Source organism: Azospirillum sp. A29 (assembly GCF_042604625.1).
Classification (GTDB): Bacteria; Pseudomonadota; Alphaproteobacteria; order Azospirillales; family Azospirillaceae; genus Azospirillum; species Azospirillum palustre.
The window spans coordinates 360,709-378,246 of the sequence record NZ_CP170463.1; the positions used below are offsets into that span (position 1 = coordinate 360,709).

Sequence of the window (17,538 nt, forward strand, 5' to 3'; positions counted from 1 at the left end):
GTGCTGCTGAACCAAGTGAAAACGATTACAGTCCAGCTGTCAACGCTTGTTGCGTTGCAACATATGGACGTTTCTTGATGAATGGCTTGTCAGGCGGACAAAAATAATGGATGTTTTACCGAAGCTGCTGGAAACGTTTTCAGAAAATACCCCGCCCTGGTCATCTTCGGCCCATGCGGCTAAGGTCGCCTCCCCTATCGGGGCATCCCTCCACACGATCGGTCTGGACATGAGCGTCTCGGGAAAAACCGCCGGCATCAAGGACGTGGCCCTGGCCGCCGGTGTGTCGGTCGCCACCGTGTCACGCGTGCTGAGCAACGGTCCGGTCAGCGACGCCCTGCGCAGGCGGGTGGAGGATGCGGTGCGCGCCACCGGCTACCGTCCCAACCTGTCGGCGCGGCGGTTGCGCTCGCAGCATTCGCAGACCATCGGGCTGGTGGTGTCCGACATCCGCAACCCCTTCTTCACCGCCGTCAGCCGCGCGGTGGAGGATGCGGCCTACCGTGCCGGCATGCGCGTGATCCTGTGCAACAGCGACGAGAATCCCGAACGGGAGGAGCTGTACCTGCGCCTGATGCAGGAGGAGCGGATCACCGGCCTGATCTTCGCCCCCACCCGGGCGACGCTCGACCGGCTGGACGGGCTGGATCTCGATTTCCCCGTCGTGCTGATCGACCGCAACGCGCCGACCGGCCGTCACGATGCCGTGGTCCTCGACAACCCGCGTGCCGCGGCGATGCTGGTGGAGCATCTGCATGCCCAGGGCTATCGCCGGATCGCCGGCCTGTTCGGCAACACCAGCACCACCGGCCAGGAGCGTCATGAGGGCTACCGCGCCGCCATGACCGCCCGCGGCCTTGCCCCGGCGGCCCGCTTTCTCGCCCCCCATGCCGATGCGGCGGAAGAGGCGGTGGTGGCGTGGATGGCGGAGCGCGACCGGCCGGAGGCCTTCATTGTCAGCAACAGCCTGTTCCTGATGGGCGTGGTCAAGGCCGCCCGCCGCCTCCATCTGCCGATTCCCGACGGGCTGGCGGTCGCCGGCTTCGACAACGAACCCTGGACGGAACTGGTCGGTCCCGGCCTGACTGTCATCGAACAGCCGGTGCAGGACATCGGCCAGTCCGCCATGGCCCTGCTGTTCGAACGGCTGGAGGCGCCGGACCGTCCCAGCCGCCGCCTTATTCTCGGCGGCACCTGCATCGTGCGCGGCTCCACCGCCGCGCGGATGGCCGCGGCCGACTGAAGACACCTATCAATGGCGTCAGGCGGTGGTCCGACGACGCCATGCGGCGGGGCGCAACGGCGCCTCCCACTCCCCTCCTGTGTGCGACCGGCCCGGCAACGGGCTAATCCCGATGCCGGAAAATGGGCGTCGCCGATAACCGATGCCCGAAAGATACGCTAGGTCCGACAATCCTCGCCAACGGATGTTCAAAGAAAAATACTCCCCTGGTGTGTGGGAAGAACAGTTCCGAAAGCGGCGTTGACCCTGGACCCACACCCCACTACCGTCCTGTTTGCAACGCACAACAAAAAATGCGCGCCGGATCAAATAACGGCCGTATTTTATGATTGTTCCTTTTCCCGATAACTTTTGAATTCAACGCACAATGTTGGCAGGACCAACTATTTTTTGCCCGCAAAAGCAGGCAAATGAAAACCGCTTCAAATCGGGAATGGGGCTGCAATCAAAACAGGAGTTCCAGAACGGCAGGTTACGCAGTGCGTGGATTTCAGGGCCATCAACGGGGGTGACGGCGCGATGCTGAAGGGTTTGACCGGACGGACGGCGGCAAAGCGGAACAGCTTCGCCCGGCATGGTGTGGCGACGGTGCTCGTCACCGCCGCCACGATGGCGCTGGGGCTGCTGACCGGGATCCTGGTCGCCCGCACCATCGGTCCGGACGGCCGGGGGGCGCTGACCGCGGTGCTGACCACCGTGCAGCTGCTGGGCTGGTTGTTCGGCATGGGCTGCGGCAAGGCGGTCACCTATGCGCTGTCGCGGGACCATGCCGCCGGTGGCCGCCTGCTGAGCACCTGGACCCTGATCCTGCTGCCGGTCGCAGCGGTGGCGATCGGCGTCGGCTATCTGCTGCTGCCGACGCTGCTGGCGGCACAGCCGGCGGAGACGCTGGCGCTGGCGCGGCTCTACCTGCCGATGATCGCCATGGCCCTGCTGTCTGAACTGATGCTGGGCCTGATCCTCGGCGATCAGGATTTCCGCAGCTTCAACGCGCTGAATTTCCTTCAACCGGCCGGCGTCGCCATCGTCTATGCCGCGCTGTGGGCCACCGGCCGCTTCACGGTGGAGGCCGCCGTCATCGTCCAGGCGGCAATGAGCACGCTGGTGCTGGTGGTGGCGACCGCTGTGCTGGTCCGCCGCCACGGCATCAGCCGGCCCGATCCGGCACTCGGCCGGCAGACCGTCTGGTATGCCCTGCGCACCCATGGCGACGTGGTGGGCGGCGTCATCACGCAACGGCTGGACCTGCTCATCATCCCGGCCTTCCTGTCCGCGACGCAGGTCGGGCTCTATGCGCTGGCGACCAGCCTGTCCTGGCTGATCGTCAGCCTGTCCGGCGCACTCGCCACCGTCGTCATGCCCGCCGCCACCCGGCGGGGACAGTCGGGGCGCGAATTGGTGCTGAACAGCCTCCAGGCGACCTTCGCCATCGGCGGGCTCCTGGGCGGCGGGCTGTTCGTCTTCGCCGACATCGCCATCGGGCTGGTCTATGGCCCGTCCTTCGCCGACAGCGCGCTGCCGCTGCGGCTGCTGCTGCCGGGGGCCATCCTCTACGCCGCCGCGTCGATCCTGCTGAACGGGCTCTATGCGGAGAACCGGCCCTTCACCGCCACCCTGGCCAATCTGCTGGGCATGGTGGTCACGCTGGGCGGGCTGCTGCTGTTCCTGCGCAGCGGCGGGATCCTGGCGGCGGCCATCGTTTCCACCGTCGCCTATACGCTGGTGTTCGCCACCGCGGCGACGCTCTACCGCCGCGCGACCGGACTGCCCTGGCGCGTCTTTCTTCCCGACCCGGCGATGCTCGCAGCCTTGCCGCGGCGCCTGATCGACAAGTCGGCCCCGGCGGCAGCCACCCCGGCCAGCCCCGCAGGCAAGTGACCGAACCCACCGGACATTCTTTAGGAATCGAGGAAACCGCAATGCGACTGTCGCTCTTGACGCCCGAATACCCACCCGGCGAAAAGCTCGGCGGTATCGCCACGCACACCCACACGATGGCCCGCGCGCTGGCGCGGCTGGGCCATACCGTCCAGGTGGTGACGCCGTGGAAGGCCGGCGGCCTGCCGGCCGGCACCACCATTGAGGACGGCGTGACGGTGCAGCGCGTCGATCCGGGTCCGCACATGCATGCGGTGGTCGACCGCTTCCGGACCAACCGCCGGCTGGCCGACGCCGTTCGCGCCTTCCGTCCAGACGTGGTCCATGCGGCGGAGTTCGATGCCGACGCATGGTGGCTGACACGTTTCAGCACCATTCCGGTGGTGACGCGGCTGGCGACCCCGACCGGGCTGGTGATGGACACCAACACCCAGCCCTGGGTGCCGCACACCCATCTGCTGAACGCGCTGGAACGCGACCAGACCCGGCGCAGCGCCGCGATCTACGCTTCCACCCGCGCCATCGCCCGGCGTGTGGCCGATTACTGGCGCATCGCGCCGGAGTTGATACAGGTGATCCCCAACAGCATCGACATCGCTGCGGTGGCGGCGAACCGGACGGCCGAACCGCCGATCGATCTGCCGAAGCGCTTCATCGCCTTCTTCGGCAGGCTGGAGGGGCGCAAGGGTATCGCCACGCTGGGCCGCGCCATTCCGGGCGTTCTGGCCGCCAACCCCGATCTGCATCTGATGATGATCGGCGGCGAGGATTCGGCGAGCGCCGCCGTCATCGACCAGTTCCGCCGCGACGTCGCCCCGGTCGCCGACCGCGTCCATTTCACCGGCGCCCTGCCGCGCAACGACGCGCTGGCGGTGGTGGCGCGGGCCGAGATGGCGGTCGTCCCCTCCCTGTGGGAGAGCTTCGGCTTCGTGGTGGTGGAGGCGATGGCGCTGGGCGTGCCGGTGGTCGCCAGCGACTGCGGCGGCTTCCCGGAAATCATCGAGCATGGCCGCACCGGCTGGCTGGTCCCGCCGGGCGAAGCCGAACCGCTGCGCGACATGCTGATCGCCCGGCTGGCCGACCGCGAGGGGTTGAAGGCGGTCGCCGCGGCCGCTCTGGAGCATGCCAGGAGCTTCGACGTCGACACCGTCGCCGCCCAGGTCGCCGTCCTGCTGGAGAACGCCAAGGCGGAACGCACCCAGGCCGCCGGCTCCGGCATCTACAACAACGGCTACCGCCGCCATTTCCGCCCCGACCACCCGACCACCCCATTCTACCGCATCTATGACGAGAAGCGGCGCGCGGTGGCGGCGGAGCTGGAACGGCTGCCGCGGATGCGCATCCTTGACGTCGGCGGCGGCTACGGCCGCATCACCGGCCCCTTCGCCGGCCGTCACGACGTGACGCTGGTCGACATCTCCCACGAGATGCTGGCGGAAGCGAAGGAGCGCTTCCCCGCTCTGACCGTCCAGCAGGCCGACGCCCGCAAGCTGCCCTTCGCCGACGACAGCTTCGACCTCGTCATCGCCATGGACCTGCTCTGCCACCTGCCGGATCTGGAAGCCGGCGTGCGCGAGTTGCAACGGGTGGTCAAGCCCGGCGGCCGGATCGTCTGCGACACCACCAACGCCAATCCGCTGTGGGTGATCGCCTATCCCCGCTATTACCGCTGGCGGCCCGACCGGCTGCTGGCGACCATGCGCTGCCATGGCGTGCTGCCCGAGTGGAAGGCGCTGGTCCGCCACCATTGGGCGCCGGAGATGCGCAAGGCCATCGCCGCCACCGGCCTGACCCTGCAGAAGACCGATCATTTCGGCCCGCCGGGGGTGGCGAAATGGCATCTGTGGTGGTGCCGGCGCGGCGGCGGCGGGACGGAGGGTCGCGTATCGTGACCAAACCGCCCCTCCTCCTCTTCCTCGCCCATGGCGGCGATCCGCACCGCGTCGCCATGGCGCCGGTGCTGGCCGCCGCGGCGGAACGCGCCGGATGGACCTTCGACCTCTATTACGACGGGCGCCGCAGCGGCCGCCATTTCGGCGGCTGGGAGGACGGCAACCGCACAGAAGCGACCGGCACCGGCAGCCTGATGGCCGGCGGCCGACATCTGGACCATGCGCTGTGGCTGACCACCTGCTTCCGCGTCGTGGCTCTGGGCGACCCGGCCTCTCCGCTGTGGCCGGTGGTGGAGGCGGGCGGCGAATGCGCCCTGCGCAGCACCGATCCGGCCGCCCTGTATAACGCCGCCTTCCGTCTGCTGGGCCAGCCGCTGCCGCAGGAGGTCGCGGTGCTGGACATGGCGCCGCAGACCCCGCTCGGCATCGTCGCCGCGCCCTTCCTCTATCCCCGGCTGATGGCGGAGCCCTGCCTGGGCATCGACGCCAGTGCCGATGCCGGGCTGCGGCAACGGCTGGAGGCGCTGGGCGCCCGGCGCTTCACCGGTTACTGCGTCGACCCGGTGCGTGCCCGCGCCTTTCCCGGCGGCCTCGATGCGGTCGAGGGCAAGGTGGCGGGGGAGAGCTATGCCAGCTTCAGCGTGGCGCTGGCCCGCCGCCATGCCGATTGGGGCCGCGGCACCCTGCTGGGCGACCCCGACCTGATCGCCGCCCAGTTGCCGCTGGCGGCGGCCAAGCGTCTCCTGCCGCTCTATGGCCGGCCGCAGACCGACGTGATCGAGCGGGCCGCCGACCTGATTCAGGCCGGGGCCGACCCGGTCTATGGCCGCCAGTTCGACGATCACGACTTTTTCGCGCTCGGCCGTCTGGGCCGCGGCTTGCAGATCGTCGATCCCGACCCGCCCTTCGCCAGCACCGCCGCGGTGCCGCTGCGCATCGCCGCGCCGCCACGCCCCTTCACCGATTTCGAGCCCGACGACGCCACCCTGCGCCGCTGGGCGGCGGAGGGGCGGGTGCTGACCACGCTGGTGCTGTGGTCCGGCATGATCCGCGAGCTGCACTGCATTCCGCGCATTCTCGATCTGGTGGCGGCGACCGGCCTGCGCTGCGGGCTGGTGGTCACCGTCGACAGCCTGACCCAGTCCAGCCCCGCCGACCTCGCCCTGCTGTCGGTGCCGGAGGAGCGCGGCGGCGTGCTGGGCCGGGTGGAGCTTCTGCTGGGCAGCACCGGCCGCGGTGTCTGCGCCGAGGGAGAGATGCCGAGCCTCGAAAATCAGGGCGGCGAGCTGACCCGTCTGCTGGCCGACGCCCGTGCGGAGATCGCCACCATGCTGCCGCCCGGCCTGATGCCGCGCGGCTGGTGGCCGCTGGTCGACTCACCCCTGGTGCCCGGACACACTTCGCGCCTGCATTGGGAGGAGGGCCGCCCCGTCCTGCGCATCTCCCCTCGCCCCCGTCCCGCAGAAACTCCGGCAGTCAGCGTCGAGGCGGCCCCGGAAGCCGCGCCGCGCACGGCACCTCAGACCGGCGCGCCGGCGATGGACGCCCGGCGCCTGATCGGGAACGCGCTGCGCCGCTACCGGCTCGACCGTTTCTACGAGGCGTGGCGGCCTTACGACAGCGCCCGCCCCGGCCCGCTGCGGCCGGAGGTCGCCGCCGCCGTCCGCTCCGCCGGCTTCGATTACATGTGGACCAAGTCCGGTTTCGGTACCGCCGAGGCGGTGGTGACGGACGGCGGAGGTGGCGACGGCTTCGTGGCGCTGCCCTTCACCGCCGGCGACTGGGACGGCTGGTCGCCCTTCTACACCATCCGCAACACCGCGCAGGTCCGGTCGGCCGAACGCCGCCTGACGCGCAGCGGAAAGCCGGGATGGCTGGCCTCCAACATCGATTCCATCCTGTGGATGCTGCCTGGCGAGGTTCTGGAAAAGGGACGCGCGCTGTTCCAGGTCGCCCAGCTGGTCGCCAATGGCGGCGGGACCGGAATGCTGGTCAACGTCACCCCCAACACCGTCGCCCGCTATGCCCGCATCCTGGCCGAGGCCAAGGCCGGACACGGCACCGCCGCGCCTCCCGCGATCCCACCGGAAGTCGGCGGTACGCGGGCACAGGATGAAGCGCCGGAAACCCGCCAGCCCAGCCGCGACCCGGCAGAGGTCGCCTGAGCCACCACAGCCGTCTTGCAACGCCGCGCACCGTTCGCCCGCTATGAAGGAGTTGAGCCCATGGACGCACCGGAACACCGATTGCCGTCAGGCACGTCCGGTCTCGCCGCCGGCTTTGTCGCACCGCCGGTCGGAACGGGCGCCGACAAGGTCGACGTCAGCCGGCTGGTGCAGATGCTGTGGCGCCAGAAATGGCTGATCCTCGGGTTGACCGCGGTGCTGTGGCTGCCAGCGGTGCTTCTGATCAACGCCATGACCCCGCTCTACAGTTCCTCCGCCGTCGTGGTGATCGACCCGCATCCGAACCGCGTCATCAACATCCCCTCCGTCTCCGAGCCGATGGGCATCTATCTCGACACCGTCAACACCGAGGTGGAAATCCTGCGCTCCCGCGATCTCGCCGCCCGCGTGGTCGAGGTGCTGAACCTGGGACAGGAACCGGAATACGCCGCCCCCACCAACAAGCCCGGCCTGTTCAGCCCGCTGATGGAGGAAGGCCGTACCCTGTTGACGGAGGTGACGGCGATGCTGCCTGATTTGCTGGCCGTGCTGCTGACGCCGCCGCCGCGCCCGGCCGCCCCGACCGGCAACGTGCAGGACAGGGAAGCCGACCGCCTGACCGAGGCGTTCCAGAAGAACCTGCGCATCAGCCCCGGCGTGCAGTCCCGCGCGATCCGTATCACGGTGGAGGCGAAGGATCCGCAGCTTGCCGCCCGCGCCGCCACCGCCGTCGCCGACGCCTATCTCGCCATCCAGGTGGAGGCGAAGCGCAAAGCCACACAGAACGCCAGCGAATGGCTGCAAAGCCGCCTGGACGAGCTGCGCCAGGACATGACCACCACCGGCCGCGCGGCGGTCGAGGCGATGCGGTCCGAGACCGGCATGGTGAAGGGCCGCGACGCCCCGCTGGTGAACGAGGAGATGTCGGCCCTGAATGGGCAGCTGGCGGAGGCGCGCACCGCCCATGCCAATGCCCAGGCCCGGCTGCGCCAGTTGCAGTCGGTGCGGCCCGGCAACCCGGAATCGCTGACCGGCGCCGACATCGGCGGCGATCCGCTGATCACCACCCTGCGCCAGCGTCAGGCGGCGCTGAACGCCCAGCTCGCGGAATTGCGGGCCCAGTACGGCGACCGCCACCCGGCGCTGAACCGGCCGACCGCGGAACTGCGCGAACTGAACGCCACCCTCGCCACCGAGGTCGACCGCGTGGTCCGCAGCCTGCGGGGCGAGGTTGAACAGCAGGTCGCCAAAATCGGATCTGTCCCGCCGGCTGGAGGGCCTGCGGGCGGAATCCTTCGACACGCTCCAGGCCGACGTGCGGCTGCGCGATCTTCAGCGGCAGGCCGACGCGTCGGACGACAACTACCGCCGCGCCGTCACCCGCCTGAAGGAGACGCAGGTGCTCCAGGCGCTGGAAATGACGCCGGACGTGCGCATCGTGTCGGCCGCCGCCGTTCCGGGCGGCCCGGTCGGACCGGGCAAGGCGGTGCTCGCCGGGCTGGCCGCGGTCGTCTGCGGCGCCATCGCCACCGGCGTCGCCCTGGTGCGCACCATGCGGCAGCGCGGCGTCTACAGCTCCCATCAGGTGGAGGCGCTGCTGGGCCTGCCGGCGGTCGGCATCGTGCCGCTGCTGGGCCGGGCCAAGCGGTCCGCACGTGCCGACGACGACCCTTATTCCAACACCGGCGGCGGCGATTTCGCCGAGGCGGTCTGGCGGCTCTGCGCCCGGCTGCATCTGGTCCGCACCGGGGCCGAGCCCGCCAGTGTCAAGGGCGGCGAGGTGGTGATGCTGACCTCGTCGGTGGCGGGAGAGGGAAAGACGACACTGGCCGTGGCGCTCTCCGCCTTCCTCGCCGACACCGGCCGGCGCGTCGTCATCGTCGATTGCGACACCCGCCGTCCCGCCGTGCACCGGCTTCTCGGCGGCGTCCGCCCGCCCAAGGGGCTGACCGACCTGCTGGAAGGCGACGCGACGCTCGATCAGGTTCTGCACATCGACGACCGCCGCCGCGTGTCGGTGATCGCCGCCGGCCGGCCGGTCGACCGCCCGCAAATCCTGCTCGGCTCCAAGGCCATGCTGTCGCTGCTGGTCGAGCTGGCCGAACGCTACGACGTCGTCGTCCTCGACACGCCGCCGGTGCTGTCGGTGTCGGATGCGCTGATCCTGGCGCCGCTGGCCGACCGTGTCCTCTACGTCGTGCGCTGGGCACGCACCGCCTCCAGCCTCGCCAGCGCCGGCATCAAGCAGGTGCGGCAGGTCGGCGGGCGGATCGGCGGGGCGGTGCTGTCGATGGTCAACGCCCGCGAACACGCGAATCTCGAATATGGCGCCCGCCCGCCCAGCGGCCGCTCCTATCGCCTGCGCCGCATCGCCTGAGACCGAACCCTTGGGCTCAGGCAAGCGCCGGTCCCTTTCTGGAGAACCCACCATGAAAGTCGCGATCGTCCATTACTGGCTCGTCGGGATGCGCGGGGGCGAGAAGGTCGTCGAAGCCCTGTGCGAGCTGTATCCGGAGGCAGACATCTTCACCCATGTCTACCGGCCGGAACGCATGTCGCCGATCATCCGCAGCCACCGGGTCACCACGACCTTCATCGACCGGCTGCCGATGGCCCACCGAATGTACCAGAAATACCTGCCGCTGATGCCGCTGGCATTGGAGCAGCTGGACCTCGACGCCTACGACCTGGTCATCAGCAGCGAATCCGGACCGGCCAAGGGCGTGCTGACGCGGCCCGACGCGCTACATGTCTGTTACTGCCACACGCCGATGCGCTATGTGTGGAGCGGCTATCACGATTATCTGCACTCGGCCGGTCCGATCGTCCGGCCGCTGATGCCCTATGCCATCCACCGTCTGCGGCAATGGGATCTGGCGACCGCCGCGCGGGTCGACCGCTTCATCGCCAATTCGCACACGGTGGCGCAACGCATCTGGCGGGTCTATCGCCGCGACGCCACCGTCATCCACCCGCCGGTGGAAACGCAGCGCTTCGCCACCGTCACCTCCCCGAATGGCGGCGACAGGAGCGACCATTACCTGTTCGTCAGCCAGCTCGTTTCCTACAAGCGCGCCGACGTCGCCATCGAGGCGTTCAACCGCATGGGCCGCAAGCTGGTCGTCGTTGGCGAGGGGGAGGAGTTCCGGCGCCTGAAGCAGATGGCCGGACCGACGGTGGAGCTGGTCGGCCATTGCTCCCCGGCCGACCTCGACCGCCACTATGCGTCCTGCCGGGCGCTGATCTTCACCGCCAACGAGGATTTCGGCATCGTGCCGGTGGAGGCGATGGCCGCCGGACGGCCGGTGATCGCGCTGAACCGTGGCGGCGCCACCGAGACGGTGCGCGACGGCCTGTCCGGCCTGTTCTTCGACCAGCAGACGCCGGAGGGCCTGATCGAGGCGGTGGAGCGGTTCGAGGCGCAGGAGGCACGCTTCAACCCCGCCGCCATCCGCGCCCATGCGGCCCGCTTCGACCGCGACGTGTTCAAGGCGCGCCTGCGCGAGACCATCGACAGCTGGATGAACGGCGAGGAGGCCTCCCTGGCGCCCGACCGGTCGACGGCGACAAACCGCCGCGGACGGGAGCTGGCACCGGCATGAACGGCAACACCACTCCTTCCATGACGACCCGTCCGGTATCGCTGGTGCCGATCGATCCCACCGCCACCGAGCGGCTGGGCGTCACCGTGATCGTCCCGACCTACCGCCGGCCGGACCAGCTGGCCGGCTGCCTGGACGGGCTGGTCCGCCAGACCCTGGCGCCGGTCCAGGTGGTCGTCACCGTGCGCGACAGCGATCCGGAGTCCGCCGAGGTCGCCCGCCGCTACCGCCCCGCCCTGCCCGTCCAACTCGTCGGCATCGACGTGCCGGGGCAGGTCGCCGCCATCAACCGCGGCATGGACCATGCCATCGGAGATATCGTCGCCATCACCGACGACGACGCCGTCCCGCATCCCGACTGGGTGGAGCGGATCGAGGCGTGGTATCGCACCGACCCCCGCATCGGCGGGGTCGGCGGCCGCGACCATGTCTTTCACGGCGACGTGCCGGAGACCGGAGAGGCGGAAATCGTCGGCCGGCTGCAATGGTTCGGCCGCGTCATCGGCAACCACCATCTGGGCGTCGGCCCGGCGCAGGACGTCGATGTTCTGAAAGGCGCCAACTGGAGCTTCCGTCGGGTGGCCATCGCCGGCCAGCGGCTGAACACCCGGCTGCGCGGCAGCGGCGCCCAGGTCCGTAACGAGGTCGATTTCTGCCTGCGCCTGTCCCGCCAGGGCTGGCGGCTGGTCTACGACCCGCTGGTGGCGGTCGACCATTTTCCGGCCGTCCGTTTCGACATCGACCAGCGTGGCAGCGATCATTTCCACCCGCTGGCACAGGAGAACGCGACCTTCAACGACACGCTGGCGCTGATGGCCCATTTCGGCCCGGCCAACCGCGCCGCCTTCGCCGCCTGGGCCATGCTGGTGGGAACCTGCGAGTTTCCCGGGCTGGCGCAATGGGCAAGGCTGCGGCTGCGTGGCGACCGGCATGCCGGGGCGAAGCTGCTCGCCACGCTGCGCGGCCGGCTGGCGGGGATGCGAGACTGGCGGGAGACAGCGGCATGACCTTCGCCACCGCCGGCCAGGACCAAAACCATCTGGCGCAAAGCCATCCGGCCCATACCCATCACGGCGCGGGCGGCCTGCCGTCCCTGGGCAAGCTGGCCGCACCGGTCTTCTGGTTCCTGGTCTTGATGCCGGTGTTGGTCGGCAAGGCCGGCCTGCTGGAGATCATCTTCCCGGTGGGGGCGCTGGCCGTCGGCGCGCTGCTGGTGACGCGCGACCCGGCCCGCTTCGCCGCCTTCACCTGGTGGCTGTGGTTCCTGACGCCGGAGGTGCGCCGGCTGGTCGATTACCAGGCGGGCTGGAGCGTCATCAGTCCGTCATGGTGACGCCTTTCGCCGTCGGTGCCATGACCTGGCTGGTGATCGCGCAGTATCTGCCGATGCTGCGTTATCGGGCCTATTTCGGCTTCGTGCCGGTGATGCTGGGCATCTTCTACGCCTACTTCAACGGCATCACCCAGGCCGGCCTGGCGGCGGCGACCTTTGCGCTGCTGAACTGGCTGGTGCCGGTGACGTTGGGCCTCTATGTCGCCCTGCATTGGCCGCTCTACCCGCAGATGCGCGACGCGGTGCTGCGCGCCTTCGTGCTGGGGCTGGCGCTTGTCGGCGGCTATGGGCTCATCCAGTACTTCTTTATGCCGGCCTGGGATGCGCGCTGGCTGATCAATGTCGGCATGACCAACCAGGGCATGCCGCTGCCGATGCAGGTGCGGGTCTTCAGCACGCTGAACTCCTCCGGCCCGATGGCTTTCCTGCTTGTGACCGGGCTGGCGGTGCTGCCGGCGGCCCGCGGCATTCTCGTGCCGATCGCCGGTGCGCTGGCGCTGGGGTCGCTGCTGCTCAGTCTGGTGCGGGCGGCGTGGCTGGCCGGTCTGTTCACCTTCGCCTGGCTGCTGCTGACAATGCCCGGCCGGCACCGGCTGCGGCTGGTCGCCGTCGGTGTCGGGCTGATCCTCTGCTCCCTGCCGCTCCTCAGCGTGCCGTTGGTCAACCAGGCCATCGTCTCCCGCTTCGACACGCTGAATTCGATGGAGAACGACCGCAGCTATCAGGAACGGCAGGAGTTCTACGGCCGCTTCCTGATCCAGGCGCTGACCGAGGTGCGCGGCGCCGGGCTCGGCACCATCGACACCGCGACCAAGCTGACCAACGAGGACGGCCAGCTGGGTGCCATGGCCTTTTTCGACAGCGGCATCCTGCGCGTGCCCTACGAGCTTGGCTGGCCCGGCACGCTGGGCTATGTCGCCGGAATCATCGCGCTGACGGTGGGCATGCTGCGCCGAGGCGGGGCGCCGCCCGACCCCTTCGCCCGCTGCGCCGAGACCGCGGCGCTGACGATCCTCCTCTGCATGGTGTTCGAGCACACGCTGGTGAAGGTCACGGGCGTCGGCTTCTGGTTCTTCCTGGGCATGGCGATGGCCGCCAAGAACCATGGGCTCGCCACCCAGCAGGCCGCCGTCGAACAAGCCGCCGAACGCCAATTCCAAGAGGACGAGCAATGGACGGAAGCCTGATCCTGCCCGGCGCCCTGCCGGAGGAGATGCGGGAGGCCAGCGTGCTCCAGCTTGGGCTGGGCTGGTTTCCGGAGACCCATGGCGGGGCGGAGAACATGTTCTACAACCTCGCCCGCCATCTGCCGCAGCAGGGCATCGCCTTCTCCGGGCTGGTGCTGGGCACTGTTTCCGAAACGCTGGACAATGGCGCCCGCATCGCCAGCTTCGCGCCGCCTTCGGCCACGCTGCCGCGCCGGATGGTGGCGGCGCGGACCGCTATCGCGGAGGCGCTGCGCCGGCAGGCACCGGACCTCGTCGCCTCGCATTTCGCGCTGAACACGGTGGGGGCTCTGCCGGCCCTGCGCAACCGCCCGATGGTCGTCCATTTCCATGGCCCCTGGGCACTGGAAAGCGCTGCGGAGGGGGCGGGTCCGCTGGCGGTGCGGCTGAAATTCATGGTGGAGCGGCTGGTCTATCACCGCGCCGCCCGCTTCATCGTGCTGTCCCGGTCTTTCGCAACCGTCCTGGCCGAGCGCTATGGCGTGCCGCCGGAGCGCATCCACCGGGTGCCGGGCGGCGTCGATGCCGACCGCTACGACCTTCCCGACAGCCGGCAGCGGGCACGCGCCCGGCTCGGCTGGCCTCCGGGGCGTCCGACCGTGTTGACGGTGCGGCGGCTGGTGAAGCGCATGGGGCTGACGGCGCTGGTCGATTCCATGGCGGAACTGCGCCGCCGGGTGCCCGACGTGCTGCTGGTCGTCGCCGGGCGCGGGCCGGAGGCGGCAGCCCTTCAGGATCGTATCGGCGCGCTGGGGCTGGAGGAGAATGTGCGGCTGCTGGGTTTCGTCCCCGATGCGCATCTTCCGCTGGCCTACCGGGCCGCCGATTTGTGCGTGATGCCGTCCCAGGCGCTGGAGGGGTTCGGGCTGACCGCGCTGGAATCCCTGGCCGCCGGCACTCCGGTGATGGTCACCCCGGTCGGCGGGCTGCCGGAGGTGGTGGAAGGGCTGGACGGCGACCTCGTCCTGGCCGGGACCGACGCACGCTCCATCGGCATCGGCCTTGCGGAGGCGCTGACCGGAGTCCGCCGCCTGCCAAGTGGCGATGCCTGCCGGGCCCTGGTCCGCAGCCGCTTCGACTGGCCGGTGATCGCCGCCCGCACCGCCGCGGTCTACCGCGGTGCCCTGCAATGAGCGGCCGCAGTGTCCCATCCCCCTCTCCCCCGGGGAGAGGGGACATTTTCCTGCGTCGGAACCGTCACTGAACCGGGAGCTTAAGTCCTCGCGAATTTCGAGCATCCCGCGATGAGCACGGTGGTCATCCTCTGCGACCATGCCCACCCCAGCGGCGGGCTGGCGAAGGTCGCCATCGCGAGCGCCGTCGGGTTGGCCGGGCGCGGCCACCGGGTCCAATTCTTCACCGCCGTGCCGCCCATCGATCCGGCTCTGCTGACCGCCGGCATCACCGTCCATTGCCTGGAACAGGCTGATCTGAAGGGCAACGCCGACCGTGTGCAGGCGGCGCTGCGGGGACTCTGGAACCGCGAAGCGGCGCGTGCCCTGGAAAGCCTGCTTGCAGGCTGCCCGGCCAACGATACGGTGATCCACATCCATGGCTGGGCCAAGGCGCTGTCGCCCAGCGTCTTCCCGGTCTGCCGGAAATCCGGCCTGCCGGTGCTTCTGACCCTGCACGATTATTTCCCGCTTTGCCCCAACGGCGCCTTCTTCGTCTTCCCCGAAGGCGTCAACTGTCCGCACCGGGCGCTGTCCGCCGGCTGCCTTGCCACCGACTGCGACGCCCGCGCCCTGCATCACAAATGGTGGCGGGCGGCCCGCCATGCGGCAGGCGCGCTGGCCGGCGGCTTCACCGGGGGCATGGCGCTGGTGACGCTCAGCGACCGCCAGCGCGCGGTGATCGCCCCCCATCTGCCGCCCGGCACCATGACCCTGCCCATCCCGAACCCGGTCGAAGTGCCTGACGAGATCAGGAATCGTGGTCCGGCTCCGGTCGCCGGCAACCGCCACATGCTGTTCGTCGGCCGCCTGTCGCGCGAGAAGGGCGCCGCCCTGCTGGCCGATGCAGCGGCCGAGGCCGGTTGCCCGGTGCGCTTCATCGGCGACGGCGACGAAATGGAGACGGTCCGCCGGCTGAACCCGGAGGCGGAGCTTGCCGGCTGGCTGCCACCCGATGGAGTGCTTGAGGAGGTACGGGGCGCGCGCGCCCTGGTGGTTCCGTCGCTGTGGTACGAGACCTTCGGCCTCGCCGCCTATGAAGCGCTGGCGAACGGCGTCCCCGTCATCGTCAGCGACAATTGTGCGGCGGCGGAGGCGGTCCTGTCCGGCGAGAACGGTTTCCTGTTCCGCAGCGGCGACGCCGCCGACCTCGCCCGCTGCCTGAAGCTGTTCACCCACGATGCGGAGGTGACGCGGATGGGCCGCAATGCCTATGACCGCTATTGGCAAGCACCCTTTACCCTGGATCGCCATCTCGACCGGGTGGAGGAGGTCTATCGCGCCGCGCTCAGCGGCGGGCTCCAGCGACCGGCTCGGGTTCGTGTCCCATGAATGACCGAACCGGCAGCCGCATCGGCAGGCGTGCGCTGCTGGCAGCGGCCCTTACACTGCCGGCAGTCGGGTCCGCCGCCGTCACCGCCCTGGCTGCTCCGGACAAGCTGTCGCGCCCGTCTCCCAGCCCGCCCCCCGACCAGCCGCCACGGAACGGCCCGGCCCTGTCGATCCGCGACCGCGGCGCCATCGGCGACGGGCGCAGCCACCCCCTGTCCGAACGCTACAAGAGCCTGGAGGCGGCGCGGCGCGTCCATCCTCATGCCCGTTCCCTGGACCAGGAATGCGATTGGGCCGCTCTGCAAGGCGCTGTCCTGGAACTGTCGCGCACCGGCCAGGGCGGGACGGTGCTGGTGCCGCCGGGGCAGTACCGGCTGGATGGCGAGATCGTCCTGCCCAACCTCGACCGCTACGACGATGCCTTCAACGAGGTCGAGATCGTCGGCGCCGGCATGCGGGCCTCGCTGCTGTCCTGGCCGGAGATCTGGGGCCGGGCCGTTTCGCCATCCGTGCCGGCAGTCGGCAGGCCGCCCGCGACGACAACAAGGGCTATCAGCGCAGCCGCATCGCCCATCTCAGCCTGCGCGGACCGAAGCCCGGCAACCGGCCGGGCGATGCGCCGCCAGGCATGGGCGGGGTGGCCCTGACCTCCCGCTTCCTGCTGGAACGGGTCGGGGTCTACGGCTTCCGCGCCGGGGTGGATGTCTGGCGCGACCATTCCTCGCTGATTTCCTGCCAGCTGACCAAGAACCACATCGGTGCCTACTGGTCGGCGGGAACCGACAGCTTCGGCGATCATCTGTTCCTCGACACCGACCTCGCCGGCAACACACTGGCCTCCATCGCCGTGGCGCCGGAAAACGGCATCGATCATGCCAGCTTCATCTCCTGCCATCTCGGTTTCTCGCCCTACGCCATCCTGGCGGAGGACGGGGCGCCGAAGCGGACCTTCCTGTCCAACAACAAGTTCCTCGACTGCGCCTTTGAGGCCTGCGGCAACGGCTGGATCCAAGGGCCGATGGCGGAGATGTACGGCAATGTCCTGATCGGCTGCAGCGGGTCTCTGCTGCCCGACTATCGTCTGGCCGGGCGTCCGGTCACCGGATTGATCGTGGTGCGGTCGCTGGAGCGCAACCGGTTCACCGGCGGCAGCGCAAGCTTCGGCGACGGCACCAACGACCGCGCCGCCGACATCGAGACCGCGGCCGTGGTGGCATCCTCGGCCGTCGGCAACCGGTTCGAGGATGCGGAACGGCTGATCCGCCTCGGCCGCGACGGGTTCGCTCCAGCGCTCAGCATCTCCGGCACCTGCCGCGCCAACCGGTTCGAGGCGGTGGAGTGCGCCGGCGAGTTCCGCAAGGCCGGGGCCGGCGGCGTCGATGCCGGCAATCTGGTGCAGCGCGATTACGACCGGGTGCGCCGATTGGAGCAGGATCGCCCGGCCGACGGCGTCGCCCTGACCTCGGCCCCAGCCGGCGGCGTCGTGCCGGTCGCCACCAGCGGCACCGCGCCGGTCGGCAAGACCCGTGCCGCCATCCGCATGGGCAGCCTCCTGCGCCCCGCCGGCGGCGTTCCCCAGAGGGTCGATTCCACTGCCGGCCCCGCGGCTGCGGTGGGTGTGGCTGTGGCAGACGCCCCGGCGGGAAGCGACAGCGTGATGATGGATTTGCGGCTGGGAGCGCGCTGACCGCACCC

At 69.7% G+C, this 17,538-nt stretch carries 14 protein-coding genes and 1 pseudogene; 14 read left to right on the forward strand and 1 reads right to left on the reverse strand.

All coding sequences use genetic code 11. The features are described 5' to 3' along the window. Positions 1-39: 39 nt before the first annotated feature. The gene (locus ABNQ38_RS10155; protein ID WP_377807362.1) at positions 40-231 is read right to left on the reverse strand and encodes a hypothetical protein; all 192 of its coding nucleotides are present in this window, start codon (positions 229-231) and stop codon (positions 40-42) included. On the opposite strand from ABNQ38_RS10155, the gene ABNQ38_RS10160 reads away from it, so the two are divergent. The 14 genes and pseudogenes from ABNQ38_RS10160 (at position 230) to ABNQ38_RS10225 (ending at position 17,530) form a co-directional block, all read left to right on the forward strand. Then, positions 230-1,243, forward strand: a complete 1,014-nt coding sequence (locus tag ABNQ38_RS10160; RefSeq protein WP_377807364.1) for a LacI family DNA-binding transcriptional regulator — start codon at positions 230-232, stop codon at positions 1,241-1,243. The genes ABNQ38_RS10155 and ABNQ38_RS10160 overlap by 2 nt on opposite strands. Before the next feature lie 483 nt (positions 1,244-1,726). After that, complete coding sequence (locus ABNQ38_RS10165) at positions 1,727-3,121, forward strand: oligosaccharide flippase family protein (RefSeq protein WP_377807365.1); 1,395 nt, start codon at positions 1,727-1,729, stop codon at positions 3,119-3,121. Between the two features lie 41 nt (positions 3,122-3,162). Beyond that, positions 3,163-5,013 carry a glycosyltransferase gene (locus tag ABNQ38_RS10170; protein ID WP_377807366.1) on the forward strand — a complete coding sequence of 617 codons (1,851 nt, stop codon included), beginning with the start codon at positions 3,163-3,165 and terminating at the stop codon, positions 5,011-5,013. Then, positions 5,010-7,178 carry a hypothetical protein gene (locus ABNQ38_RS10175; RefSeq protein ID WP_377807367.1) on the forward strand — a complete coding sequence of 723 codons (2,169 nt, stop codon included), beginning with the start codon at positions 5,010-5,012 and terminating at the stop codon, positions 7,176-7,178. Before ABNQ38_RS10170 ends, ABNQ38_RS10175 begins: the two co-directional genes overlap by 4 nt. Positions 7,179-7,352: 174 nt before the next feature. Next, a pseudogene (locus tag ABNQ38_RS10180) lies at positions 7,353-7,535 on the forward strand (Wzz/FepE/Etk N-terminal domain-containing protein); the annotation flags it as partial. 874 nt (positions 7,536-8,409) lie between these two features. Further along, complete coding sequence (locus tag ABNQ38_RS10185; RefSeq protein WP_377807368.1) at positions 8,410-9,555, forward strand: AAA family ATPase; 1,146 nt, start codon at positions 8,410-8,412, stop codon at positions 9,553-9,555. Between the two features lie 52 nt (positions 9,556-9,607). Next, entirely contained in the window at positions 9,608-10,780 is a 1,173-nt protein-coding gene (locus ABNQ38_RS10190; protein ID WP_377807369.1) for a glycosyltransferase, read from the forward strand. Then, on the forward strand, positions 10,777-11,787 hold the full coding sequence (locus ABNQ38_RS10195) for a glycosyltransferase family 2 protein (RefSeq protein WP_377807370.1): 1,011 nt from the start codon (positions 10,777-10,779) through the stop codon (positions 11,785-11,787). Before ABNQ38_RS10190 ends, ABNQ38_RS10195 begins: the two co-directional genes overlap by 4 nt. Continuing rightward, on the forward strand, positions 11,784-12,113 hold the full coding sequence (locus tag ABNQ38_RS10200) for a hypothetical protein (RefSeq protein WP_377807371.1): 330 nt from the start codon (positions 11,784-11,786) through the stop codon (positions 12,111-12,113). Before ABNQ38_RS10195 ends, ABNQ38_RS10200 begins: the two co-directional genes overlap by 4 nt. After that, positions 12,107-13,300 carry an O-antigen ligase family protein gene (locus tag ABNQ38_RS10205; RefSeq protein ID WP_377807372.1) on the forward strand — a complete coding sequence of 398 codons (1,194 nt, stop codon included), beginning with the start codon at positions 12,107-12,109 and terminating at the stop codon, positions 13,298-13,300. The genes ABNQ38_RS10200 and ABNQ38_RS10205 overlap by 7 nt, the downstream gene beginning before the upstream one ends. Beyond that, entirely contained in the window at positions 13,285-14,472 is a 1,188-nt protein-coding gene (locus tag ABNQ38_RS10210) for a glycosyltransferase family 4 protein (protein ID WP_377807373.1), read from the forward strand. Before ABNQ38_RS10205 ends, ABNQ38_RS10210 begins: the two co-directional genes overlap by 16 nt. Positions 14,473-14,583: 111 nt before the next feature. Next, complete coding sequence (locus tag ABNQ38_RS10215) at positions 14,584-15,843, forward strand: glycosyltransferase family 4 protein (protein ID WP_377807374.1); 1,260 nt, start codon at positions 14,584-14,586, stop codon at positions 15,841-15,843. After that, positions 15,840-16,490: a hypothetical protein gene (locus ABNQ38_RS10220; RefSeq protein WP_377807375.1), complete on the forward strand. Its 651-nt coding sequence runs from the start codon at positions 15,840-15,842 to the stop codon at positions 16,488-16,490. Before ABNQ38_RS10215 ends, ABNQ38_RS10220 begins: the two co-directional genes overlap by 4 nt. After that, positions 16,472-17,530, forward strand: coding sequence for a hypothetical protein (locus ABNQ38_RS10225; RefSeq protein WP_377807376.1), 1,059 nt, complete (start codon positions 16,472-16,474; stop codon positions 17,528-17,530). Before ABNQ38_RS10220 ends, ABNQ38_RS10225 begins: the two co-directional genes overlap by 19 nt. The last annotated feature ends 8 nt before the right edge of the window (positions 17,531-17,538 follow it).